Raw genomic sequence first — 23,096 nt, 5'->3', positions numbered from 1 at the left:
TTTGTTCAAACTGTTCTTTTTTGAAGAAGAGAGGGGATAAACGATGCGCAAAGAAAGCTTTATCAAACCCGATCCGGCCGGCTGGCTTCAAAAGTTTCGTTTTTCGATTCCGATCAAGGTGCGCTACTGCGAAACCGACATGCTGGGACATGTCAACAATGTGAGCTATTTTATGTATTTCGAGCAGGGGCGCATCGAATATTTCGAAAATTTGGGCTTGTTCGATTCGATGTTCGGCACGGAAAAGGTTGCCGTCGTCGCCGATCTCGAATGCCAATACCTGGAGCAAATGTACCGCAGCGACAAGGTTCAGCTTCATGTGCGGGTGGCTTCGATCGGAAGATCGTCCCTGGACGTGGAGTATGCGGTGGTGGCGAACGACCGGCTCAAGGCGGCGGGCCGGGGAGCGATCGTGCTGATCGATACGGGGACCGGTAAAAGCACGCCGATTCCGGACGTTGTCCGCGGGGCGATTGCCGCTTTTGAGCAAGAAGGCTTGAGCGGGGCCTAAGGTTTGTGCTGCAGCTTATTTTTTACTTAAGGAGTTTTTACGCATATGGCGAAATCGAAGTTATACGTCGTTTGGGAAGGGAAAAAGCCGGGGATTTACGCGACTTGGGCGGAATGCCAGGCTCAGGTAACCGGCTTTCCGGACGCCAAATATAAATCGTACGAATCCCGCGCGGAAGCGGAAGCGGCGTTCAAAGGCGGATGGAAAGGCAACTGGGGGCAAGGCAAGTCAACGTCCTCCAAGGCGGCCGGAAGCGGGAAATCCGGAGCCGGAAGACCTTCGCCTGCAGGGGAAGAGGAAATCGTGTACGACAGCATTTCGGTGGACGTGGGTACACACGGCAATCCCGGCCCTGTCGAATACAAAGGCGTCGATACGAGAACGGGGGAAATTTTGTTCTACGTCGGGCCGATCGAAAACGGCACGAACAATTTAGGGGAGTTTATCGCCATCGTGCATGCGTTGGCTTACCTGAAGAAGCTGGGCAGCAGCAAAACGGTGTATACCGATTCCCAAACCGCTTTGGCCTGGGTTCGCAAGAAAAAGCCCGCGACGACGCTCGCCAGGAACGAGTCCACGCGCAAAATTTGGGAGCTCACCGACCGTGCGGTGCAGTGGCTTGAAAACAACACCTACGAAAACAAGATTTTAAAGTGGAACACGGAAAAATGGGGAGAAATCAAGGCGGATTTCGGGCGGAAATAAATGCGGAAGGATGCAGAAGCCCGGACAAGCAAAATAGCGGTACGAGATTATCCGTTGAAAGCAAAGGAAGTGTATTGCCCGCCAGCGAACCCAATCCATGACAGGAAGCCGTCCCAAGGTTGACATGACCGGCAGGGACGGCTTTTTTGTTTTCGGACGGCCCAATCCTTGCAGCGAAAAGGCAAACATGGACGGGGCGTGCCGAAGTTACTTCGGTTCCCCGTATTCCAGCACGACCATCTGATGGCATTCCAGCTCGGGGATGATGTACGTCAGCTTCTCACCGTCTTGCTTAAAATCGAGCGGCTTCCTTTGCGGAGCCAGATATACGGCGTTGACGGCTTCGGGGATGCGGAGCTCTATGGATACGTGATAGACCGGCAGGATGTCCTCGATCACTTCGACGCCTTGCCCCCGCCTTACCGGCGAAGCGTACAGCGCATGCTGCACGTAACGGGACTTCGACGCCTGCTTCTGCAGGGTGGTCGTGCCTTGGGCCTTCAGGGAAGTGCGAAGCGTAGGCTCCGGCAGCAGGCGGTTCAGCGCGTACAACACCGTTTCTTTCAGCGCAAGGCTCCCTTTGACGGCATAATCTTCGAAGACGTTCCAGGCGATATAGATGCCGTTGTTGCTTTCAACCATGCCCGGACCGCCGTCCTTGCCGCTGCTTGGCGTATGCTGATGCGAGCAGAAGGCGAACGCGTCCCGGTTGAAATACGGATCTTCCCTTCGCCCGAGCTCCGTGCCGGTTTCGGTCAGCTCGACGCGCTGGCCTTCCGAATAGAAGACAAACGCCGCTTCGCCCAGGCTTGCGAGCGGGTGGAGCGGGCGGTAAAAATCCGGACGGTAAGGATTCGTTCCGGCATGCCGAACGCCCAAATCCAGCGCAAAACCGTCCCGATCCGCCCACAGTCCCGATTCTCCCGTCGCCAGCAGGCGTCCGCCTTGGGCGAGGTAGGCCGACAGCTTGGCATGCAGAGGTTCGTCGATGCGGATCCGGTCGGGCAAAATAACCACTTGATAGGCGTCAAAATCGCTTTCAAGGTCCACCACGTCAAACAGGATATGGCCTTCGGTCAGTATGCGAACAGCCCCTGCATCGGCTTGGCCGGTAAAGCTGTCATGCCCGCCGTCCGCTGCATGCGAGCCGGCGGCTTCGACGGAAAGCAGGGCCACGTCGGCGACATTCGCCGCATCGCGGCACCATTCTTCTTTCGCCTCTACCTCCGCATAAGCGCTGCCGATAAGCCGGTAGGTCGCTTCGTCCATCCGTCCCAGGGGATGAAGCTGGTCGCCGATCGAGCAGGCCGCACCATGGGCAAGGCTGAGGGCCGTCTCGTAGCGGAGCGCGTTCGGATGTTTGTACCCTCCGAATTCCCCCCAGGTGGTGTGGAACTTTCCGGTCATGCCGAGGAAAGGCGTCCCGAGCGGCTGCACGTAACGCGCCGACAGCGGGAAATGGTCGTAGCCCCAGCCGCCGGTAGGGAGCGACTCCAGCTCAAGGTGCGTGTTCATCCCGGCCAGATCGCGGCGGCCGCGCCGGATATGGCCGCCGTTGTGAAACACCGGCAGGCCGGGGGTGTGGGCATCCACCGTTTCCCGGACGCGCCGGGTGTAGTTGGCGTAGGTTCGCTCCCATAACGGTTTCATGCCTTCCGCGTCGCGCGGGTCGAGCCCCTCGGCCCTTGCTTCGGCGACGCAGCTCGCGCAATAGCATTCCCTCACGCCGACGATGTCCAAAAAGATGCCGTCGGCCTCGTAGTTTCGGACGACCTCGGCGATTTGCGACAGCAGAATGTCCAGATACGGGGTATTCAGGCACAGCAGGTGATATCCGGGCCTGAACAAATCCTCGCTGCCGCCGTAACGCGGGCGCACCCACCACTCGGGATGGCTGACGGCCAGCCTTTCGTCGAATCCGGCGGATAAGTAGACGGGCGTTTTGACGTCGATGTCATGGGCTGCCTCGATCATTGCCCCGAGAAGGTCAAAAGACAACCCCGGATGGATGCGGTTGGCTTCGGACGGGTGATAGGCCCATCCGTGATGGCATTTGGAAAAGACGGTGATGGAATCCACATGCCCAAGCTTCAGCATCTGTTGGAACTGTTCTTTTTCGAACCTGCTGCCAATACGGTCGATCGCTTCCGACGTATGAAAATCGAGGTGTACCTGGCGAAAACGCATCGTGAATGTCCTCCTTTGGTTTGGAAAGGGATTTCTTTTCCTAAAGGTAACGGAAATGCAGCTGGCGTACTACACAAAATAGCGACTTAATATCGCACGATATCGACCTTCACACCATGACCGGAGTGATAAGGGATGTTAATATAGAACATAATGGATCCGTTTTCAGAAGTACCGGTTTTATTGGATTTAAAACGATATCGATCTGAACAAGGGAGGGGAGCCCGGTGAAATGCCTGGAGCTTGCGATCCCGCCGCTGCCGTCGCTGGTGACCGTCGGACATGCGATGTGGGTGCCGGGGAACTGCCATTTTGAAAGGTCATTTGACGTGTATGACGTCATCTTCGTCAAAAGCGGCGCCATGTATATGCGGGAGGATCGGGAGGAATACGTGATCCGGGGCGGGCAATTGCTGGTGCTGGAACCGGGCAAAACCCATGCGGGCAGCGCCCCGTGCACGGAAGAAACGGAGGTCTACTGGGTGCATTTCAAGCATGCCGCGGCGCTCAGAAGGCTGGACGCGAAGGACATTCCGTGGTCTGCCGTCCTTCCGCAGGGGCGCGACAGCGATACGAAGCCATCCGATCAGACGATGTACCTTCCGAAGCATGGCGACGTGCCCTTCGCCAAACTGCTGCCGGCCTTAAACCGCATGGTGAAACTGAATGCGCAGCTGTCCGTGGAGGAGGCGCTGCAGCTGCAGACGTTGTTCGGCGAGCTGCTGGGCGCGCTGCAAACGGAAGCGAAAGCGAGGCCCGCCCCGCGTTCGTCCGAGCTGGCGAAGGAAACGGTCCTGTATTTGCAAAACCATTGGAGCGAGCCGTTCCATTCCAAAAGCATGGAGGACGCGCTCCATTTTCAATTCGACTATATTACGCGCTGCATGAAAAAATATACGGGCATGACGCCGCTTCAATACGTGCACCATCTTCGGATTTCCCATGCGGTCACGATGCTGGCGCAGACCACCTTGTCTGTGCAGGAAATCGCCGAAAGGGTCGGCATCCCGAACGCCAGCTTTTTCGGCAGGCTGTTCCGCGAGCGTATGGGCATCACGCCCGGGCAATACCGTCTTCAACGGCAGCGCCAATTATAAGGCAAGAAGATGGCTGCTGAGAGCGGGGGAGTTCTTCAACCAAAGTACAACCTCACCTAATTCAAAGTGATAATAGATCACTCTGTTGTACATTCAGTGAACATTCGGAGGAATAGAAAATTGATGATCGTATCTTTTAAAGACATAAAAATGGCACTCGTCTTGCTTCTTTTGTTCATAATTACCGTTACGGGATGCTCCGCCAAAATGCCTGTATCTCCAAACGAAGATCATTCTTCAACGGATCTGCCTCAAAATACGTCCACCACCACCGAGACCGGGAATGAAACACCGCTTGCCGAAGTGACGAACATACCATCAAACCCGCCGGTTGAGTATGATCCTGCCTGGCCGGACCGAACGGTACGCTCTTCGAGCGGGCATCTTGTGAACAGTTGCGTACCAGAGAAGCTGCGCGATCAAGCGACTACTTTGACAACCAGCGACGGGGTGCATCTGTCGGCACTTGTGCTTGGGAGCGGAAGCAAAGGGGTTCTGCTGGCACACGAGCAAGGCTACAGCATCTGCTCTTTTCTTGACATGGGTACTGAACTGGCAGATAGCGGATATCTGGTCGTTATCCCTGAATATCGCAATCACGGCGCCTCACAGAATTTCCCGGAGGATAATCAGAATATAGATCGTGATGCAGACGCAGCCTTAAGCGAACTCAAACGATTGGGTGCACAAAAAGTGTTTTTGGCAGGAGCCTCATGTGGCGGTAGTACAGCAATCATTGCAGGCGTTCGTCAAGAACTGCCTGTCGAGGGACTCATTATTCTTTCTTCTCCTGCACAATGTGGCCCGCATGATGCGATTCCAAGCGTCAAAAAGCTGAAAGCGCCATCCCTGTTTGTTTTTTCACCCGGTGATTATGGAGGATCGATTGAAAAAGAAGTGCGCAAATTATATCAAGCATCCGGAGCAACGGATAAAGAGCTCATTGTGGATCCAAGCGGATATCACGGAACCGATATGTTTCATAAGGGGGAGCAGGGTGACGCATTAAAGTCCAAACTGATTGATTTTGTTAAAAAGGTATTTCATTAAAGTACACTCGAAAAAGCCCCGCACTCCCGAATCGTTCATGCCATTCCGGGGAGGACGGGGCTTGTTGAAGAGGTTCGAATGTATAAGTTCTCAGGCTAGCCGGCATCGACATCACGTTAATCGCGACAAATGAAGATGGGGGTTCGTCGAAAAAGCATCTTTCTTATTTCCCGGTTGCCCGTAAAATCTAAAGATCCGCCGCGACGCGGAAACCGGTATTGCCCGTCGAGCTGTCCGGGGTATTGCCGCTTCGGGCCGCCACGCGGTAACGGTTGCAGTAGGAATGATGGCAAAGGTAAGAGCCTCCCTTAAGCACGCGCGCCTCGCCCTCGGCGGGACCTTCCGGGCGCTCCGTCGAGCCGCGCTGCCCGGGATCGCGCGTAAACCAGTCGGCGCACCATTCCCAAACGTTGCCCGAAACGTTATAGAGGCCGTACCCGTTCGGTTCATAAGCGTCAACCGGGGCGGTGCCGAGATATCCGTCGCTGGCATGGTTTTTCGTCGGAAATACGCCCTGCCAAATGTTGCACCGGTGCTCCCCGTTGGGACGGAGGACGTCGCCCCACGGGTAACGTTTGCCTTCGAGCCCTCCGCGGGCCGCCGCCTCCCATTCGACTTCGGTCGGCAGGCGTACGCCGGCCCATCGGCAGTAGGCCTGGGCATCGTTCCATGAGACGTGCACGACCGGATGGTTCAGCCGATCGGCAATGCTGCTTCCCGGCCCTTCGGGCGCTCTCCAGCAGGCGCCTTCAACCCCGTGCCACCACGGCGTTTGCTGAGGCGACCCGACGATGGCGACCTTCCCGGGTTCGGGCAGCAGCAGGTGAAACACGTACGACCAGCCGAATTGTTCCGCTTCCGTCACATACCCCGTGCTGTCGACGAACGCCGCAAAATCGGCATTCGTTACGGCGTAGGGCGACATGCGGAACGATTGGACGCGCACCCGTCTGGCCGGCCCTTCGGCATCGGAAGGGAACCCTTCCTGATCATCGGTGCCAAGCCAATATTCGCCCTCCGGAATGACGGGCCATGAAGAGGGATCCGGGCGCAAAGCTCCGGGTGACTGCGATTCGCTTGCGTGAGCCGCTGCCGCGGCGGTTAGGGCTTCGGCCGGCGTCCGTGCCGACTCCATGGCAGGGGTGCCGAGGCCGGCCGATCCGGCGACGGCTTTCCTTTTTGCCGCGCAGCAGGGAGAAACGTGGCGGTCTTGATGCGGTTCGTGGTCGGGTTTGTCGGGCATTCCGAACGTGGATGCGGCTGACATGGCGAAAACTCCTCTCTGGGTGGAAGGTTCAAACCGATTAGACGGTCAACTGGCTCAGCATCATTAACGCGGCTCCGATGGCGATGGCTTCGTCGCCGTACGTGCCTCTGCTGAAAATCACCTGGTATTTCGGATAATGATAGGTTTTGCGGATGGCCGTTTGAGTGGCCGTATAAAAAAACAGATTCGATTCGGTCATGAGCGGGCCGCCCAAAATAACCTTTTCCGGATTCAAAATGTTCAGCAGATTCGCAAGGCCGACGCCGAAATACGCCGCCGCTTGCGTCACGATTTCGGTCACCATCGGGTCCATTTGCTTCAGCGCCTCCATAATGTCCGGATATTTGGCCGGCTCCCCCGGCGGCAGCCATTGCCGCAAAACGCTGCCGCGGCCGATGCGCAGCCTTGAGTTCACTTCGCGTTCAATGGCATAAACCGACGCATACGAATCAAGCGCCCCGTAATTGCCCTGCGGCGTGCGGTAGGGGTGGCCGTCCGCCTGGATGATCATTTGGCCGAAGGAGCCCTCCATATCGACGGCGCCGTGAATGAGCTTGTTGTCCGTCATCATGCCGAGGCGAAGGCCCGTGCCGGCATGGACGTATAACATGTGGCGGAAATTTTTGGTGCGGTTTGCCCAGGATTCCGCGATGAGCGCCGTATTGGCGCCGTTATCCAGCATGACGGGACAGCCGAGCCGTTCCTCCAGCAGCTTCACGATCGGCACATGGTTCCAGCCGGGAGCGGCAAACCATTCGGGTTCTTCGATGATGCCGTCCTCCCTGCTCAGCGGCCCGACGGCGCCGATGCCCATCCCGATGATCCGTTCTAGGGCAATCCGGTGTTTGTCCATCCATTCGCCGGCTTGCCCGGCCACCCGCTGCAGAAGGGCCGCGGGCGTGGTTTCTTCGGTCATGCGCCATTCTATGGCATCGATTTTGTTGCCTGCTAGATCAAGCAGCACAAGCCGGGAGGACACCCGGGATATGTCGAGCCCGAAGGCATAACCGTAGCTGGCGTTCACCCGATAAAGAATCGGGCGCCGTCCGCCGGTGGAGGCTCCAAGACCGCTTTCGGTGATGACCCCGATGGAGACGAGCTCATCCAGTACGCGCGTTAAGGTGCTGACCGTAAGCCCGCTTGCGGCGAGCAAATCGTTTTTGGCGATCTCCTGCATCCGGCGGATGTCCTGAAACAGCTCCTTCGCCTTGGGCGACGGGATGCGGCTTTGCGCATCGATTCGTTGGTTCTTTTCATTAGGCATATTAGGCATAAATCACAATCCCCACAATCCCTGAAACGATAATCATGGCCAGCGGATGCACGCGGAAACGAATCATGGCGGTCAGGGCAGCGATAAAAATGGCGATGCTGGCAAACGTGCTGAAGGAAAATCCGGTAATAAAACCGGAGTGGATCGTCATCGTGTAAGCGGCGTATGCAATCAAGGCGATCACGGCCGGCTTCATGCCGTTCAGCGCCGCTTGTATCCACTGATTATCATACACACGGTAAAAAACGGTAGCAACCAGGAACATGACGATGGCGGAAGGCAGCACGATGCCCAGCGAAGCGACCAGGCTGCCGATCCATCCGCCCGCGGCATAACCGACATAGACGGCGCTGTTCATGGCCACCGGCCCCGGCGCCATGCCGGCAATGGCGATCGCTTCCGTATATTGCTCCGCCGTCATCCAGCCTTCCTTCAGCGCGGCGTGTTCGATGACCGGAAGCATGGCGTACCCTCCGCCGAAAGACATAAATCCAATTTTGAAAAAAGTCCATAATAGCTCCAGCAGCATGATCTCTTCCTCTTCTCCCCAAGCGGGTATCTATTCTCGGACTTCCGGGCGTTCCGGAAGCTGCCGTTTAATCCGATATAAAAAATTGAATATTCATGGTCCATATGGGCCCGGCCCAACGCGATCATCACGGAATTTACATGGGAGGATGGTCGCCCTTGTTCTCGGGGGAGGCTTTTTGCGGATCCCCCATGGGGGACGCTGCCTTGGCAACGATGCCGATCACGACGCCGACCGCCAGGACGAAAAGGGGCGGAATCGGAAAAAAGAGCAGCAGGACGAGGCAGGCGGCGGCGACGCCCCATGCCAAAGGATGATTCAGCGCCTCTTTGCGCATCCGGACCGCCGCGTAGATGATCAAAGCGACGACGGTGGGTTTGATGCCGTGCAGCGCCGCCTGCACGTAACGGTTATGGCTGAAGCCCGCCGCAGCTGCGCATAAAACGAGCATGATGAGGATCGTCGGCAGGGAAATGCCGGCAACGGCGGCAAGGAGGCCGGGAATGCCGGCCACGCGGTAGCCGACCAGCGCGGCGACGTTGACTCCGATGCCCCCGGGAGCCGCGCCGGAAAGCGCGGTCATCTCGCTCATTTCCTTGGAGCCCAGCCATCCGCGGCGTTCCGTGACTTCCTTATCGATGACGGGAAGGATGGCGTAGCCGCCGCCGAAGGTGGTGGGTCCGATTTTCAAAAAAGAAACAAAAAGTTTCCCGCATAAGCGAAGCTTGCGTTCTCGGTTGGCTTCCATGGTTTTTGCTTCCTTCTTTCCTTGACTTCCTGAGGTGTTCGCTTTCAGTATATCGCACTTTATTTCTTTTTGGAATAAAGAAAGGCCCTTATTTGCTGACAGAGATGAACAAAACGGGATCGAAATCAAGAAAACGAAGGAAAATCCATTTACTTTCGATCAGAATGGAGGTTAAATGGAAATGATTTCGAATCCATGTTTTTGAATTCATCTCCTGGGGAGGGGAACGTCCTTGAATCGGAACAAACCGAATGTTTTGCTGATTACCGTGGACCAAATGCGTTACGATTGCCTGAGCATCGCAGGCCATCCCGTGGTGGAGACGCCGAATTTGGATGAGCTGGCCCGCACCGGCGTGCGTTTCGACCGCGCCTACTCCGCGACGCCGTCCTGCATTCCGGCTCGGGCGGCGATTTTTACCGGGAAGTCCCAGACGGGCCACGGGCGCGTCGGGTATCAAGACCGCGTGCCGTGGCGTTACGACCGCACGATGCCGGAGGAATTTGCGAAGGCCGGATACCACACGCAATGCGTCGGCAAAATGCACGTATACCCGGCCAGAAACCTGATGGGGTTTCACCATGTCGTGCTGCACGACGGGTATCTGCATCATAACCGGAATAAGTACAGCATCCCGGTCTCCGAACATTACGACGAAGTGGACGATTACTTGCATTGGCTGCGTCGGCAGGAACCCGGTGCGGACCTGATCGATTCCGGATTGGACTGCAACGCCTCGGCGGTGGCCCGCCCGTGGCATCTTCCGGAAAAGCTCCACCCGACGAATTGGGTCGTCACCGAATCGATCGATTTCCTGCGCCGCCGCGACCCGGGCAAGCCGTTTTTCTTGTGGATGTCTTTCGTCCGGCCCCATTCGCCGCTGGATCCGCCGCAGGCGTATCTCGATTTGTACGAAGACGCGGAAATCCCCGATCCGCCGGTCGGCGATTGGGCGATGACGTCCGATCCCGGTTTGGAAGGATACAATCCGACGACAAGCCGAGGCATCGTCCCGAAACGCCGGCTCAAAAAAGCGACGGCCGCCTATTACGCGCTCATCACGCATATCGATCATCAAATCGGCCGCTTTATGCAGGCGCTGGCGGAATACGGCGAGATGAACGACACGGTCATTTTGTTTACCTCGGATCATGGGGAACTGATGGGCGACCATCATCTGTTCCGCAAGTCGCTGCCTTATGAGGGAAGCGCGCGGGTGCCGTTTATCGTCAATGATCCGGGGAACCGCCTGGGCCTTCAAAGGGGCAAAGTGGTGGAGGAGGTTGTGGAAATGCGGGACATTATGCCGACGTTGCTGGATGCCGCAGGCGTGCCGATCCCCGATTCGGTGGAGGGGGGCAGCGTGCTCCAGCTGGCTTCTCGGGCTGCCGAACGTCAAGGCGTTGCTTGGCGTTCCTACTTGCACGGAGAACATTCGCAAGGCAGCCAGTCCAATCATTGGGTTACGGACGGCAAGGAAAAATATGTCTGGTTCTCCCAAACCGGCGAGGAACAGTTTTTCCTGCTCGGCGAAGATCCGCAGGAGCTGCATAACGCCATCCGCGACGAGTCCTGCCGGGAACGGATCCGGCACTGGCGATCGGTGTTGGTTCAGGAGCTGAAGGATCGCGAAGAGGGATACTCGGACGGCGAACGGCTGATCGTCGGGCGAACTCCGGCCGCCGTGCTTTCGCATGTCCGCGGATGACCGCAATGGCTGCCTTAACGGCAGCATCCTGCGACCGGCATGTCAATCCAATAAAGGAGGGGGATTCGGTGATCCTCGAAGAAGCCGTCGATACGGTCGTCTCCAGTTTGACGAAAGACGAATACGTGCAGGCGATATTTTTAAAGGGTTCGATGGGCAGAAACGAACATGACGCATTTTCCGATATTGATTTGTATTGTCTGGTGAATGCGGAGGATCTGGATTTGTTTCTTCCGAACCGCATGCGGCATATAAGGGCGTACAAAGAGCTGCTGTTTTATGACGAGATCTTTATCGTTGCGCCGCAAATATTGGCCGTATACGAAAACCTGGTTCATCTCGACCTGTTCACCGTGACGGAAGAAAACTACGTTGCCAAAGATTTTATCAAGGTGCTGTACGATCCGGACCGAAGGCTGGCTCCATTGGCCGCCAAGCAAAACCTGGCTTTGGAGCCGGCGGAGTTTCAGGATGCCGTCGACGACGCGGTATGGTTTTTGTATCAATATCACGCCGCCTCCCGCAGAGGAAACGATCTGTGGAGCATTCAAACGCTTCACAACGCGATGACGGATCTCTCCAAAGTGTTATTGCATAAATACAAGCCGGAGCGGGCGCAGCTTGGCATGAAGGATATGGAACGCTCCTTGCCCGAAGAACAGGCGGCCGCGGTCAAACGGATCTATGCCCACATGACGCCGGACCACCATAAAGAAGCTTGCAGGTTCATGGTTGATTTGATGCTGCGGGAAGAAGCCTGGATCTTTGCCCATGTACCCTCCCCTTTGAAGATCAAACCATTATGGGACGTGATGAAAAACATAGGATCGGCCGACCCGCGAACGAAGGCGTGAACACCCTGGATCCGGCCCTGAAGCGCAAAAAGAACCCTGTTTTCCTTCAGCTGGAAGCAACAGGGTTCTTGGCGTTCGTTTCACGGTTTCAGGCGACCCGTTACCGATGCCGTTATTATTTGGCGCGGATATCCAGGACTTCATACTGGATGACTCCCATCGGTGCGGTCACGCTAATGACGTCGCCGACGGACTTGCCGATCAGCTCTTTGCCGAGCGGGCTTTCGTAGGAGATTTTGTTGCTTTGCACGTCGGCTTCCGCTGGACTTACGATCCGGTATTCCACGACTTCGTTGAATTCCCGGTCGTTCAGCTTGACGTAGGCGCCTACGCTGACGACCGAAGCATCGGTGCTTTTGACGACCCGGGCTTTGGTGAGCATTTTCTCCAGCATAATGATCCGGGTTTCCATGAACGACTGGTCGTTTTTAGCGGAATGGTATTCGCTGTTTTCCTTCAGGTCGCCGTAACTGATCGCTACCTTCAGACGTTCCGCAAGCTCTTTGCGTTTTACGGTTTTTAATTCCTCCAGCTCGGCCTTCAGTTCTTCCAGCCCTTCGGGAGTCAAAATGATTTCTTCATTTTCATTGGACATATCGCAACACCTCTCTCTTAAATTGTACACGAAATGCCGGCTAAAACGAAATATCCGAGAAATTATCGTTATAACCAAACTTTCTTACCGGTGCGGCACGTTTTCCCTTATGCTTCACATATAAGGGAGTTAGCACAAAAACATCCCGTATTTCAAGGAGGAATGCATTCTGAAAACGATGTTTACATACAACTGGGCCGTACGCGAGGAATGGTTGAAGTGGTGCGAAGAAATAAGCGAAGCCGAGCTGCTTGCAAAACGCGCCGGCGGCGTCGGCGGAATCCTGCATACGCTGTTTCACGTCATCGACGTGGAGTGGAGCTGGGTCCGCTCACTGCAGGGCAAAAGCGACTTCGATGAAAGCTTCGACGACTATCGGAGCATCCGGCAGGTCCGCGAGCTGGAGGACGTATTCCGCCCTGAAGTGGAAGCATTCGTGCTGGACTGGAACGATGGCTTGGAGGACTTGGTGTACCGCGACATCGGCGGGGACGGCAAAGAACGGGTCCTCACGTGGGGAGAAGTCATGCGGCATATGATCGCCCATGAAATCCACCATATCGGCCAGCTTTCGGTATGGTCGCGCGAAATCGGCAGAAAACCCGTGTCGGCCAACCTGATTGGGCGCGGCCTGGCTTCAGGCATCACCGGCTGATTTCGGCACCCGTCTGCCTGTATGTTATACTGGATCTGACGCTTTTTGGCATGGAAACCGGGCAGTATAAGGAGGCGGATGATGGAAAATGGATGCTCCGATTCATTTGATCGAATACGAAATCGCTTTGCTGGTGCGGCTTACGACGGCACACAGCCCCAAGCTTGGAAGTCTTGACCGCTCAGAATATCTTTTGCTTAGCGAGCTGGAAAAATTCAGCCCGCTGGCCATTAACGCGCTTGCCGACCAGCTGCTGCTGAATTTGTCCACGGCGAGCCGCCAGGTGGCTGTGCTTGAGGGGAAAGGTTATATCCGGCGTTATCCGGATTCGAACAACGGCAGGATCAGTTTGGTGGAAATTACGCCCGAAGGAAGGGACATTCTCCGCAAGGTTCAGCAAGCGCGTTACGCGGCCTATGCCGACATGCTTTCCGGTTGGTCTCCGGCCGAGCTTGAGCAGCTGCAGGATCATTTGACCCGGCTGAACCGGGATTTCAAAGCGTGGAACAAATAAGGACCATATGAATATGGCTGTGTTTGGCTAAAGGAGGCGGAAGATATGTTGAAAGCGCTAAAATATCCGATCGTACAAGCTCCGATGGCAGGTGGCGTGTCGACCCCTTCATTGGCTGCGGCGGTGTCGGACGCCGGCGGACTCGGTTTTTTGGCCGGAGGTTACAAGACGAGCGAAGAGCTTGAAAAAGAAATCAGGGAGCTGCGTGGACGGACCGCAGCGGGCTTCGGCGTGAACCTGTTCGTGCCCGGTCCGGATACCGCGGATCCCCAAGCCCTGGAAGCGTATCGGGAAAAGCTTCTGAAGGAAGCGGAAACGCTGAACGTATCCCTTGGAGCCCCGGACTTCGACGACGATGATTACGCCCGCAAAATCGCCTTGGTGCAAGCCGAACGGGTGCCGGTCGTCAGCTTTACGTTCGGGTGCCCTGCCAAAGAAACTGTGCAAACGCTTCAGGAGAAGGGCATCGAGGTGGCAGTCACCGTTACGAATCCGGAGGAAGCGGCGCTGGCTCTTGATGCCGGAGCGGATGTGTTATGCCTGCAAGGGGCCGAAGCCGGAGGCCATCGGGGAACTTTTTCGAACGATCCGAACCTTCAGGAGGATATTGGGCTGCTGGTTTTGATCCGGCTCGTCCGAACGTTGACGGATAAACCGGTCATCGCGGCCGGAGGCATCATGGACGGAGCGGGCGTAAGGGCGGCGCTTGCCGCCGGAGCGGACGCGGCCCAATTGGGGACGGCGTTTCTGTTGTGCCCCGAAAGCGGAACGAACGCCGCTTACCGGAAAGCGTTAACCGATCCCGAATTTACCGCTACCCGCATCACGCGTGCATTTACGGGCAGAAGGGCGAGGGGGCTCGTGAACAGGTTCATGGAAACCTATGATGCGGAGGCCCCGGCCGCATATCCCCAAGTGCATCATCTGACGCAGCGCCTCCGAAAAGAAGCCGCCGCGCGCGGCCAAGCCGACTACATGTCGCTGTGGGCCGGTCAAGGGTACCGGATGGCCCGGGCGATTCCGGCAGCGCAATTGATCCATGAACTCATGATGGAATTTCACGGGAATTAGAACTTATAGCTCATCAAGAAACGAGATATGCCGCCTTCGGGCGGTTTTTTTCTTTTCCAAACAAAAATTGGCTATTGCATGTTCAAAATTACATATTATATAATACAACTTGCTGTTTACAATATATAATCATTTCCGAAAGAAATCGCTGAGACAGCGGATTATCACCCGCGGATCCCAACAAGAAAGGAGGAGTCCGATGAAAACGACGTCGGGCCGTCTAGCGGCCATCTCGGAATCGGTCAAAATGCCGCTGCCGTCGTATTTGATCATTTCGATTTTGACGATCTTTGCGATCGGTCCGCAGTATTTTATCAATCTGTCTTACATTATGAATCAGGTCATTATCCAGAACGGCCTCGATCTCAGTTCGAACGATCTCCTGCTCCCGTCCACTTTGTCCAACATCGCCTTTGCCTTAGGCGTCCCTTTGGGCCCGGCATTCACCCGGAAATGGGGGCTGCGGAGCAATTATCTCCTGTTCGTCGCGATATTTTTCGTCGGCTCTGTGGTTAACGTGTTTGCGGGGGATTCGGTTTCCTTAACGATCGGGAGAACCATTCAGGGGTTAAGCGCGGGATGTTTGTTTCTGACCATTTTGCCCGTCAGCTTAAAATCGTTTCCCAATAAAATCCGCAACTATTTCCTGCTGATGGTCATCACCGGTTTGTTCGGGGCAAGCGCGGTCGGCGCCATCTTCGGCTCCGTATCGCTGAGCGTGGGCGCATGGCGTTGGCTGTTCATGCTGAACATCGTTTCCACGGCCTTGTGCCTGCTCGTCGGCTTTATCGGGTTGCCGCAAAGGAAGGAAGAACATGAGACGCAGCCTGTCGGCAAGTTCAACCTGTTCCTGCTCGTGGCACTGATGCTTTCGCTGACGGTGCCGCTGTGCAATTTGGTGGACAAAGGCTTTTCCTCGCTGTACGTCTGGCCGTTTTTGGCCGTCGCAGGCATACTTCTGGTTCTGTTTATCATCGCGGATCTCAAATCCCCGAATCCGCTCGTGCCGTTTCGCACATTGAAGGCGCCAAAACCGGTCTCGGGAACGGTCATGGCGATCGCCTCGCATGTCTGCCTCATTTTGGCGATTGCGGGGATCAACGGCTTTTTGCGGAATAACCTGAACCTGCCGTACCGGTATCTCGTTCATTTTTACATCTGGTTTTTTGTCGGCATCGTGGTGACGGCCGTTTTGAAAACATGGCTGTTTGACCGTCTGGGCGCCGGGATTCTCGGTTTTGCCGGTTCGCTGGCCGTCATTTACGTCAGCCTGCAGTGGCGCGGCATGGGGCCGGACGTTTCCTTGCAGACGCTGTATTTCCAAATCGCGCTGCTCGGGGCCGGCGTCAGCATGGTGCTTGTCGGCGGAGCGCTGGGGACGGCGCTAGCGGGCGATATCCACCAAGCTTCGATGAGATCGGTCACGCTGCATTCGATCCGCAATTTTGCGGGAGCAATCGCCACGCCGCTGCTGGGATGGTATTTGACGCGGCAAAACGCCGTCAATTATGAAGAAATCCGCGGCCGTCTCGGTTTGTTTGGCGGCGAGGCCAAATCGGAAATCGCAGGAATGACCCGCGGCCTCATCAATGAAGGGCTTCCAGCGGCCCAAGCCCAAAGCATGGCCTCGTATGAACTGATTGTTCATACGAAAAGGGCGGCGATTTTGGGCGCTTATCACCATCTGTTTACGATCATGGCCTGCGTGGGCGTGATCATGCTGCTGGCCTCGGTAGGGAAAATCGTCACCGGCAAAGGCAGATCGCTTGTGCAAAAAGAAAAGCGGCTGATGATGCCGAAACCTGAATCAGCCGATCTTGCGCCAAGCGCCATACATTTTACGAAATAAGGAGAAACGATCGATATGATTAGCCGTACCCGATTAATCATCGCCAATGTTGTGGGCGTGCTCGTCATCTGCTTTTTTATAGGAGCAGGCGCCTATTTTTATTACGAAAAAGCCAACTTCATCAAAACGGAGGACGCTGTCGTGGCTGCCGACATGATGCCCGTCGTTGCTCCCGCCCCAGGGGTGCTGACAAGCTGGAACATACAGGAGGGGGTCGACGTAAGCGACAAAAGCATCGTCGGCGGCGTGTCCGACGGCACGAAGACGATCCCTGTCAGCTCGCGGATGAAGGGCAAAATCATTAAAAACGACGCGCGTGCGGGCGTGCCGGTGCAGGCCGGCCAGGTGCTGGCGCAGGAAGCGGACATGGATCATTTGTACGTCATCGCCAACATCAAAGAAACCCGGCTGAAGGACGTTCGAATCGGCCAAAGCGTGGACGTTACGGTCGACGGCGATCCGGACGCCACCTTCGAAGGCGAGGTCAAATCGATCGGATATGCGACAAATTCCGTATTTTCCGTCCTGCCGCAGCAGGGCTCGACGGGCAGCTACACGAAAGTGACGCAGAAGATTCCCGTCAAAATCTCGATCAACCAGGCGTCGTCCAAGGTGCTGCCCGGCATGAACGCTGAAGTGAAAATCTCGCTGTAACGATTCAAGAACCTTGCGTTTCCATAGGGAAATGCAGGGCTCTTTTTGCTTTATTCTCCGATATACCAGTGGAAATCACCAAAAGAATCGGGGTATGATAGGAGGAAAGCAATCATAGAGGATTTTGCAGAAATCCCGCAGCAAGGCAGAATTTACGCGGAATTAAGGGGTTTATGATGAAAAATGTGCTGGTTACGGGATATCGCGCGCATGAGCTGAACATTTTCGGGCAAAAGCATCCGGGAATCGCGTATATCCAAAAAGCCGTAACCGCCAAGCTCGTCCAGCTGGCCGAGGAAGGGTTGGAATGGGTCATTTCGCCCGGGCAATACGGCGTCGATTTATGGGCCTGCGAAGCGGCGATTGGCTTGAAGCGGGACTACCCCGACCTGAAAGTGGCCATCATAACGGCTTTTGAACATCCCGAAGAGAACTGGAAGGAAGACAAAAAGGAATACTACAACCGGATTTTGCAGGGAATCGACTACTATGGGGCGGTCAGCCGCCAGCCTTACAGCGGGCCATGGCAATTCAGGGCCAGGGACGACCTGCTGTTCCGCAAAACCGACGGCATCCTTCTGGTCTATGACGAGGAGACGGGCGAAGGCAGCAGCGCCAGGTTTTACAAGGAACGCGCTTTAAAGCTGCAGCAGGAGGAAGGATACGGTTACCTGAGCATCAGCACCGAAGATATTCAAAACCTGGCGGACGAGGAAACGTCCGGCTGGGACGATGCGGCGGGTCCGGAGATCGGCTGAGGCTTGGCCTCAGGCTGCTAAAAGGGAATGATTCATGCAATATCCTGATATATTTTTGGGGAAAGGAATGATTGGATTGATCCGATTCGGAACGATTGGCACCAACTGGATTACGGAGCGTTTTCTTCATGCCGCTGCGGAGAACGACGATTTCGAATTGACGGCGGTATATTCCCGCACGGAGGAAAAGGGGCGCGAGTTTGCGGCCCAGTTCGGCGAACCGAAGGTGTATACCGATTTGAACGCCATGGCGACAAGCGATTGCATTGACGCGGTTTATATCGCCAGCCCGAATTCGTTTCATGCGGAGCAGGCGATTTTATTCATGAACCACGGCAAACATGTGCTGTGCGAAAAACCGCTTGCCTCGAACAGCGACGAGGTACGGCGGATGATTGCGGCGGCCGAGGCCAACAACGTGGTGCTGATGGAAGCGATGAAATCCACGCTCATGCCGAATTTCAGAATCATGAAGGACAATCTGTACAAAATCGGCCAAGTGCGGCGTTATTTTGCCAGCTACTGCCAATACTCCTCGCGTTACGACGCGTTTAAGCAGGGAACGGTGCTGAACGCGTTCAATCCGGAATTTTCGAACGGCGCGTTGATGGATTTGGGCATTTATTGCATCTATCCGCTGGTGTCCTTGTTCGGCAAACCGGAAGAAGTCAAAGCGTTCGGCGTCATGCTTTCTTCCGGCGTGGACGGGGAAGGCAGCGTCATTATGCGTTATCCGGAAATGGATGCGGTCGTCATGTATTCGAAAATATCGGACTCGTTCCTGCCTGCTGAAATCCAAGGGGAAAACGGAACGATGGTGATCGACCGGATCAACCAGCCGTACGACGTCAAAATCCAGTACCGGGACGGCAGCGTGGAGAACCTGACCCAGCAGCAAATCCATGAATCGATGTATTACGAGCTGGAGGAATTCATCCGCATGATTTGCCGCGGCAAGCGCTGCAGCAAAATCAATTCCCACGAAACGTCGCTTGCGGTCGCCGAGGTGATGGAGGAAGCGCGTAAGCAGATTGGACTGAAATACGCGGCCGACTTATGGTAATGTTCGACCCGACGATTTTCGAAAATCTTAAGGTGGCCCTTGAAAATCAGCTGTACGATCTCGATAACATTGACGGCCTGATCCGGATCATCGGCCGCGACGATCGGCTTGAAATGTCCGTCATGTCCCGGGAGTTTGCCATCAGGTTCGAATTGGCGGGAAGGCCGGAGGTTTTTGCGGAGATCCGACTGGCAACTTCCCTTGCCGATTTGTCCGCCGAAATTTTGGAGATCGAAGACGCCCGGCCGGGATGCCGGCTAAAGATCGGCTTCGGGATGAACGTCACGGAAGCGGAGACGGAATGCGGGGAGATCGAACGGATTTTGAAAACGATCTGGCCGGATATTCCGCTCGTGCAAACCTTGACCCGCGTCTACGGGGCCGCCAGTGGCGGCTATGAAAATAAGGCGGAACTGAGGTTCCAGCGGAAAATCGACGAGGAACAGATGGGAGATCTGCCTGAACTGATCCAATATGTGCTCCGGTCTTTGGCGGAACTTTGCGAACGTTCGTCCTGAATCGTCATGCGGGAGGTTTTTTTTCGTCATGCGTCATTCGCTAGCTGTCTCAATGGCAATGGGAATCTATTGAAAAGGTGGTTCCGAGGATGCGATTTAAGCCTTTAAAGCTGTTGGCCGGGGTTGCGGTGCTGGCCGTATCCTCCGCGCTGCTGCCGGGCGTGCCGGGCAGTGCGGGTTGGTTGGCATCGTCTCAAGCCTATGCGGCAAAGCAGGATCAGCCTGCCATCAAGCTGTTTTTTCGGTATAAAACGCCTTATTTTGACGCGAAGCCGACCTCTGCTTCCCGGTGGGAGGATCTGAGAGCGGCCGATTACGGGCTCGCCGGAGAATGGGCATACGTCGAACCCGCGGAAAGCGGCGACGGCCAACCGGCCGACTCCCTGGGCGGGGATCTGGCCGCGGCAGCCACGGATTCCGAGAACAGCCGCTGGATTCCCCGCTGGTATACGACCGACGCGGCCAAGTCCATCGTGGAAACGGAGCCGGCTTACGTCACCCTGCATCCCGATGCCGAGCTGTCGCTCACCCCGGGGAGCAGCTTGAAATGGGCGCCTCCCGGACAAGGCGCGCGGTTCATTGCGCTGGCCGGGTGGAAGGATTGGACGGCCGTGATGGTCAGCCCCCGGGCATGGCATGGGGAAGATCAGATGTACAGACCCGTGCTTCTATGGGTGAACGCGAAAGCGGTTGCTTCCAAAAGCGCGATCCCGAAAGGGATTTTAAGCCGGGGGTCCGCCGTGCCGGTTGACTTTGCAAGGAATTTGACCGAAATGCTGCTGGAAGAAGGCGATGCCGCCTCCAAAGTTCAGCAGCTGCTGGGGACGCCCGACGTGAGGGAGCGTTCGGCCAATCTCGCGGAAACGCACGAACCGATGCGGCTGGGAACGACCTGGCGCTACGAGCTTCCGCAGGCCCGGTTCACGGTCACCTTCTCTCCCGAGGGCAAGCTTGCGGCTTGGAAGTGGATGCTCCCGGCAAACGGGAGGCTGGAGCTCAACAGGACGGCGGGGAGCGACTACCGGTTTACATACGATTTCCTAACGATGCCGATTCCGTCGACGATGGACGTCAAGCCGGCATGGCGCAACCAAGGGAATTTGAATTATGCCTATCTGATCGGCGCAACCGGCGACGTGCTGCTTGTCAACGGCGACGACGGCGGATTCAGCGGCATGCATTACGCGTCTTCCATTTATGCCGTGGACCGGGACACGGGGAAGAAGCTGTGGCAAGCGGATGCGGGATTCGGGATGTTTGGAGCATCGCTTGACGCTTCCCGCGGCACGGCTGCGGTGTATACCGAATACGACCCCGGACGGGAAAAGTATGAAGGCCGCATCCGTGAATTCCGTTTGCGGGATGGGAAGGTCGTATGGGAGAAAAGCCTGCCGAAGGAACGCCAGATTCGGATGCATGCAGTCAAAGGCGCCATTCTGTTGCAGCAGACAGCTTCGAACGGAGCTTCCGAGGTGCTCAGCGTGCTTGATCGTGCGACGGGCAAACAGCGGTGGAACCGAGCGCTGACGGGCAAACAGCAAGTCCTTGAAACCGGGGCGGAAGATCCCTGCATTTTGCTGCAGGACGGCTCGAAACTGAAGGCGCTGGATCCGCTGAGCGGAAAAGAGAAGTGGAGCGTGCAGGGAGCCGGAGCCGTGCAGCAGGATCCTCAGGGGAATCCGTACTTCGGTTACGGAAATCTCCGGCAGCCGCTGGGGCATGACGCGAGCCGCTGGTTCCTGATCGGCAGCGAATGGATGCTGCTGAATACCGAAAACGGGAAGGTGCTTGGCAAATATCCGTGGAAACCGCAGGAGCGCTTCGAAGCAACCAATGACTCAAGATATCTTTTGGTGCAGCGTTCAGAAGGCACGGGGGATTTCGACCATTCCAAAGTCAAGGAAACCGTTTTTTATGACGCTGTCCTGCGGCGCAGCCTATGGACGTTGCCCGGCAAGGCTGCAAACGGCATGATCGACGGAAACCGGCTGTACGTCGTGCTGGACGGAAGGCCTGCAGCCGTCGACCGGGAGAAGGGGACGCTTTTGTGGCAGATGCCCGTCACCTCCCGCGAATCCTCAAGCCCCTACGCGATGGATGAGATGGCCAAAACCCGCTTTGCCGTGCTTTCGCGGCATCTCCTGCTTGGTTACGGCTCCGATCTGCTCGTGCTGCGCAAAGAAGATGGCAGCGTGCTGGGCAGGCTGCCGAACCAGCGCGTCGATTTCGCCGAAGCCCGCTACCGGAACGGAATCGAAGGACTTGTCAATCAAAGCGCCGGGGGCGAGCTCTATATCGGCTCCTCCAACGGGGGATTGTCACGATACGAGCAGGCCGAGCTGGAACGACAATTGGAACGGATCGATTCCGGCCAGAGACCTTAGATAGGACGAGAGAAGGGCCCTGTGCGCTGCACGGGGCCTTCCGTGCATTCAGAACGGGAAGCTGAGCTGTTCCACCTCAGGCCCGGGCAGCGGCGAGCCGGGCATCCATGAAGAAGCCGGGACGGCCGCTACGGCCGCAGGGGAAGAGGCGTCCCGCTTCTCCGGCTCATCGTCGTACAGCTGAAGTTTTTGCTTGAGCTCCCTTGCGAGCAGCTTGATCTTATCCGCATAGCGGGGATCGGGATAGGCGCCTTGAAACAAGCTTTTGTAGCGGGGGACCAGCTCCGGTTCATGTTGTTGCAGCATGTGCAGAAACCAGCCTTTCACGTCCGGGGACAACCGAAGAAGCGAGGTCATCGCAAACGAGGCGCGGTGATCCTTGGCCGCCGTCATCAATTGCTCGAGGCTTTCCCGGGAATCCGTCAGGAAGGGAAGGATGGGGGCGATAAACAGCCCGGCGCGCACGCCGGCGGCTGACAGCTTTTGCATGGCTTCCAGCCTTTTATAAGGCAGCGGGGCGCCGGGTTCCATCATCCGGATGACCGCCGGGTCCAGCGAATTCAAGCTGATGTTGACCGAATCGATATTCATCCGGCTGAGCAGGTCAAGATCGCGCAAAATGAGCGGCGAACGCGTGGTGATGCTGGTGCGGATCCGGTATTTGGCCAGGACCTCGAGGCAAGCACGCGTAATTTTCGCCTTGATTTCCACCGGCTGATAAGGGTCCGTCGCCGTCCCCAACACGACGAGGCCGACATGGTTTTGCAGCTCGCCGATATCGTAGCTGAAACGTTGGGCCAGTTTGGACAGCTGGGCATCCAGAGCTTCGGCCGCGTTGGTTTTTAACATGATCCGGTTTTGGAAATCATCGTCCGCTTCCCGTCCGATAAAGGATTGGAAAGCTCTGGCGTAGCAAAAGCTGCAGCCGTGGGCGCAGCCGCGATAGGGATTGATGGACCAGTCGAAGGGCATGCTTTTTGCCTGCACCTTGTTCAGCGTTTGTTTGACGGTTTGGGTTTCGTATATTTTTTTGGCCAAGGATATCCACCTCTTGATTGCGAACGTTTGTTCTTGTTTATATAATATACTATACCTCAATCGGTTTT

22 protein-coding genes are annotated in these 23,096 nt (G+C 56.2%); 15 read left to right on the top strand and 7 right to left on the bottom strand.

The window, feature by feature from the left end:
- Positions 1–43 precede the first annotated feature (43 nt).
- Positions 44–511 carry an acyl-CoA thioesterase gene (locus tag AC27KL_RS14395; RefSeq protein WP_487170128.1) on the top strand — a complete coding sequence of 156 codons (468 nt, stop codon included), beginning with the start codon at positions 44–46 and terminating at the stop codon, positions 509–511.
- A gap of 45 nt (positions 512–556) precedes the next feature.
- Positions 557–1,216: a ribonuclease H gene (gene rnhA, locus AC27KL_RS14390; RefSeq protein WP_487170127.1), complete on the top strand. Its 660-nt coding sequence runs from the start codon at positions 557–559 to the stop codon at positions 1,214–1,216.
- Positions 1,217–1,423: 207 nt separating this feature from the next.
- Here the strand turns inward: rnhA and AC27KL_RS14385 are convergent, their stop codons facing one another.
- The gene (locus tag AC27KL_RS14385) at positions 1,424–3,403 is read right to left on the bottom strand and encodes a beta-galactosidase trimerization domain-containing protein (protein WP_487170126.1); all 1,980 of its coding nucleotides are present in this window, start codon (positions 3,401–3,403) and stop codon (positions 1,424–1,426) included.
- Between the two features lie 227 nt (positions 3,404–3,630).
- Between AC27KL_RS14385 and AC27KL_RS14380 the strand changes: the two genes are divergently transcribed.
- Both AC27KL_RS14380 and AC27KL_RS14375 read left to right on the top strand, forming a co-directional pair.
- Positions 3,631–4,500 (top strand): AraC family transcriptional regulator, encoded by an 870-nt coding sequence (locus AC27KL_RS14380; RefSeq protein WP_487170125.1) that lies wholly within the window; start codon positions 3,631–3,633, stop codon positions 4,498–4,500.
- A 123-nt stretch (positions 4,501–4,623) separates the two neighbouring features.
- Positions 4,624–5,550: an alpha/beta hydrolase gene (locus tag AC27KL_RS14375; protein ID WP_487170143.1), complete on the top strand. Its 927-nt coding sequence runs from the start codon at positions 4,624–4,626 to the stop codon at positions 5,548–5,550.
- A 187-nt stretch (positions 5,551–5,737) separates the two neighbouring features.
- On the opposite strand, the gene AC27KL_RS14370 is transcribed toward AC27KL_RS14375, so the two are convergent.
- The 4 genes from AC27KL_RS14370 to AC27KL_RS14355 all read right to left on the bottom strand — a co-directional run bounded on the left by AC27KL_RS14370 (position 5,738) and on the right by AC27KL_RS14355 (position 9,367).
- Complete coding sequence (locus AC27KL_RS14370) at positions 5,738–6,817, bottom strand: formylglycine-generating enzyme family protein (RefSeq protein WP_487170124.1); 1,080 nt, start codon at positions 6,815–6,817, stop codon at positions 5,738–5,740.
- 37 nt (positions 6,818–6,854) lie between these two features.
- The gene (locus tag AC27KL_RS14365) at positions 6,855–8,090 is read right to left on the bottom strand and encodes an ROK family protein (RefSeq protein ID WP_487170123.1); all 1,236 of its coding nucleotides are present in this window, start codon (positions 8,088–8,090) and stop codon (positions 6,855–6,857) included.
- Positions 8,083–8,619: a chromate transporter gene (locus tag AC27KL_RS14360; RefSeq protein ID WP_212952082.1), complete on the bottom strand. Its 537-nt coding sequence runs from the start codon at positions 8,617–8,619 to the stop codon at positions 8,083–8,085. Before AC27KL_RS14360 ends, AC27KL_RS14365 begins: the two co-directional genes overlap by 8 nt.
- A gap of 136 nt (positions 8,620–8,755) precedes the next feature.
- A complete protein-coding gene (locus tag AC27KL_RS14355; protein WP_487170122.1) occupies positions 8,756–9,367 on the bottom strand; it encodes a chromate transporter in 612 nt (203 codons plus the stop codon).
- 232 nt (positions 9,368–9,599) lie between these two features.
- On the opposite strand from AC27KL_RS14355, the gene AC27KL_RS14350 reads away from it, so the two are divergent.
- Together AC27KL_RS14350 and AC27KL_RS14345 are read left to right on the top strand one after the other, a co-directional pair.
- On the top strand, positions 9,600–11,075 hold the full coding sequence (locus AC27KL_RS14350; RefSeq protein ID WP_036712224.1) for an arylsulfatase: 1,476 nt from the start codon (positions 9,600–9,602) through the stop codon (positions 11,073–11,075).
- A gap of 68 nt (positions 11,076–11,143) precedes the next feature.
- Positions 11,144–11,929 (top strand): aminoglycoside 6-adenylyltransferase, encoded by a 786-nt coding sequence (locus AC27KL_RS14345; RefSeq protein WP_487170121.1) that lies wholly within the window; start codon positions 11,144–11,146, stop codon positions 11,927–11,929.
- A 115-nt stretch (positions 11,930–12,044) separates the two neighbouring features.
- Here AC27KL_RS14345 and greA read toward each other — a convergent pair whose 3' ends face one another.
- Entirely contained in the window at positions 12,045–12,524 is a 480-nt protein-coding gene (gene greA / locus AC27KL_RS14340) for a transcription elongation factor GreA (RefSeq protein WP_339323675.1), read from the bottom strand.
- A gap of 169 nt (positions 12,525–12,693) precedes the next feature.
- Here greA and AC27KL_RS14335 point away from each other — a divergent pair, with 169 nt between their 5' ends.
- The 9 genes from AC27KL_RS14335 (at position 12,694) to AC27KL_RS14295 (ending at position 21,990) form a co-directional block, all read left to right on the top strand.
- On the top strand, positions 12,694–13,179 hold the full coding sequence (locus AC27KL_RS14335; RefSeq protein WP_487170142.1) for a DinB family protein: 486 nt from the start codon (positions 12,694–12,696) through the stop codon (positions 13,177–13,179).
- An 88-nt stretch (positions 13,180–13,267) separates the two neighbouring features.
- Positions 13,268–13,693 carry a MarR family winged helix-turn-helix transcriptional regulator gene (locus AC27KL_RS14330; RefSeq protein WP_487170120.1) on the top strand — a complete coding sequence of 142 codons (426 nt, stop codon included), beginning with the start codon at positions 13,268–13,270 and terminating at the stop codon, positions 13,691–13,693.
- 45 nt (positions 13,694–13,738) lie between these two features.
- Complete coding sequence (locus AC27KL_RS14325) at positions 13,739–14,764, top strand: nitronate monooxygenase (RefSeq protein ID WP_487170119.1); 1,026 nt, start codon at positions 13,739–13,741, stop codon at positions 14,762–14,764.
- A 199-nt stretch (positions 14,765–14,963) separates the two neighbouring features.
- The gene (locus tag AC27KL_RS14320; RefSeq protein WP_487170118.1) at positions 14,964–16,613 is read left to right on the top strand and encodes an MFS transporter; all 1,650 of its coding nucleotides are present in this window, start codon (positions 14,964–14,966) and stop codon (positions 16,611–16,613) included.
- Positions 16,614–16,631: 18 nt separating this feature from the next.
- On the top strand, positions 16,632–17,267 hold the full coding sequence (locus tag AC27KL_RS14315; RefSeq protein ID WP_487170141.1) for an HlyD family secretion protein: 636 nt from the start codon (positions 16,632–16,634) through the stop codon (positions 17,265–17,267).
- Between the two features lie 176 nt (positions 17,268–17,443).
- Positions 17,444–18,025 (top strand): SLOG family protein, encoded by a 582-nt coding sequence (locus AC27KL_RS14310; protein ID WP_339323679.1) that lies wholly within the window; start codon positions 17,444–17,446, stop codon positions 18,023–18,025.
- A 67-nt stretch (positions 18,026–18,092) separates the two neighbouring features.
- Positions 18,093–19,088 carry a Gfo/Idh/MocA family protein gene (locus tag AC27KL_RS14305; protein ID WP_036712271.1) on the top strand — a complete coding sequence of 332 codons (996 nt, stop codon included), beginning with the start codon at positions 18,093–18,095 and terminating at the stop codon, positions 19,086–19,088.
- The gene (locus AC27KL_RS14300; RefSeq protein ID WP_487170140.1) at positions 19,088–19,606 is read left to right on the top strand and encodes a hypothetical protein; all 519 of its coding nucleotides are present in this window, start codon (positions 19,088–19,090) and stop codon (positions 19,604–19,606) included. Before AC27KL_RS14305 ends, AC27KL_RS14300 begins: the two co-directional genes overlap by 1 nt.
- An 89-nt stretch (positions 19,607–19,695) precedes the next feature.
- Positions 19,696–21,990 carry an outer membrane protein assembly factor BamB family protein gene (locus AC27KL_RS14295; RefSeq protein ID WP_487170117.1) on the top strand — a complete coding sequence of 765 codons (2,295 nt, stop codon included), beginning with the start codon at positions 19,696–19,698 and terminating at the stop codon, positions 21,988–21,990.
- Between the two features lie 48 nt (positions 21,991–22,038).
- On the opposite strand, the gene AC27KL_RS14290 is transcribed toward AC27KL_RS14295, so the two are convergent.
- A complete protein-coding gene (locus tag AC27KL_RS14290) occupies positions 22,039–23,028 on the bottom strand; it encodes an SPL family radical SAM protein (RefSeq protein ID WP_487170116.1) in 990 nt (329 codons plus the stop codon).
- Between the last annotated feature and the right edge of the window lie 68 nt (positions 23,029–23,096).

The sequence above is a fragment of the Paenibacillus sp. YAE3 genome (assembly GCF_057546105.1).
Note: the sequence above shows the minus strand (reverse complement) of the source record. Positions and strands in the feature narration are given on the sequence as shown.

Excerpts from the sequence above, each read along its gene's own strand:
- AC27KL_RS14305 (WP_036712271.1), top strand. The coding sequence starts at position 18,093 with ATGATTGGATTGATCCGATTCGGAACGATTGGCACCAACTGGATTACG.
- greA (WP_339323675.1), bottom strand. The coding sequence starts at position 12,524 with ATGTCCAATGAAAATGAAGAAATCATTTTGACTCCCGAAGGGCTGGAA.
- AC27KL_RS14310 (WP_339323679.1), top strand. The coding sequence starts at position 17,444 with ATGAAAAATGTGCTGGTTACGGGATATCGCGCGCATGAGCTGAACATT.
- AC27KL_RS14325 (WP_487170119.1), top strand. The coding sequence starts at position 13,739 with ATGTTGAAAGCGCTAAAATATCCGATCGTACAAGCTCCGATGGCAGGT.
- AC27KL_RS14370 (WP_487170124.1), bottom strand. The coding sequence starts at position 6,817 with ATGTCAGCCGCATCCACGTTCGGAATGCCCGACAAACCCGACCACGAA.
- AC27KL_RS14355 (WP_487170122.1), bottom strand. The coding sequence starts at position 9,367 with ATGGAAGCCAACCGAGAACGCAAGCTTCGCTTATGCGGGAAACTTTTT.
- AC27KL_RS14320 (WP_487170118.1), top strand. The coding sequence starts at position 14,964 with ATGAAAACGACGTCGGGCCGTCTAGCGGCCATCTCGGAATCGGTCAAA.
- AC27KL_RS14300 (WP_487170140.1), top strand. The coding sequence starts at position 19,088 with ATGTTCGACCCGACGATTTTCGAAAATCTTAAGGTGGCCCTTGAAAAT.
- AC27KL_RS14375 (WP_487170143.1), top strand. The coding sequence starts at position 4,624 with ATGATCGTATCTTTTAAAGACATAAAAATGGCACTCGTCTTGCTTCTT.
- AC27KL_RS14385 (WP_487170126.1), bottom strand. The coding sequence starts at position 3,403 with ATGCGTTTTCGCCAGGTACACCTCGATTTTCATACGTCGGAAGCGATC.
- AC27KL_RS14360 (WP_212952082.1), bottom strand. The coding sequence starts at position 8,619 with ATGCTGCTGGAGCTATTATGGACTTTTTTCAAAATTGGATTTATGTCT.
- AC27KL_RS14365 (WP_487170123.1), bottom strand. The coding sequence starts at position 8,090 with ATGCCTAATATGCCTAATGAAAAGAACCAACGAATCGATGCGCAAAGC.
- AC27KL_RS14330 (WP_487170120.1), top strand. The coding sequence starts at position 13,268 with ATGGATGCTCCGATTCATTTGATCGAATACGAAATCGCTTTGCTGGTG.
- rnhA (WP_487170127.1), top strand. The coding sequence starts at position 557 with ATGGCGAAATCGAAGTTATACGTCGTTTGGGAAGGGAAAAAGCCGGGG.
- AC27KL_RS14295 (WP_487170117.1), top strand. The coding sequence starts at position 19,696 with ATGCGATTTAAGCCTTTAAAGCTGTTGGCCGGGGTTGCGGTGCTGGCC.
- AC27KL_RS14395 (WP_487170128.1), top strand. The coding sequence starts at position 44 with ATGCGCAAAGAAAGCTTTATCAAACCCGATCCGGCCGGCTGGCTTCAA.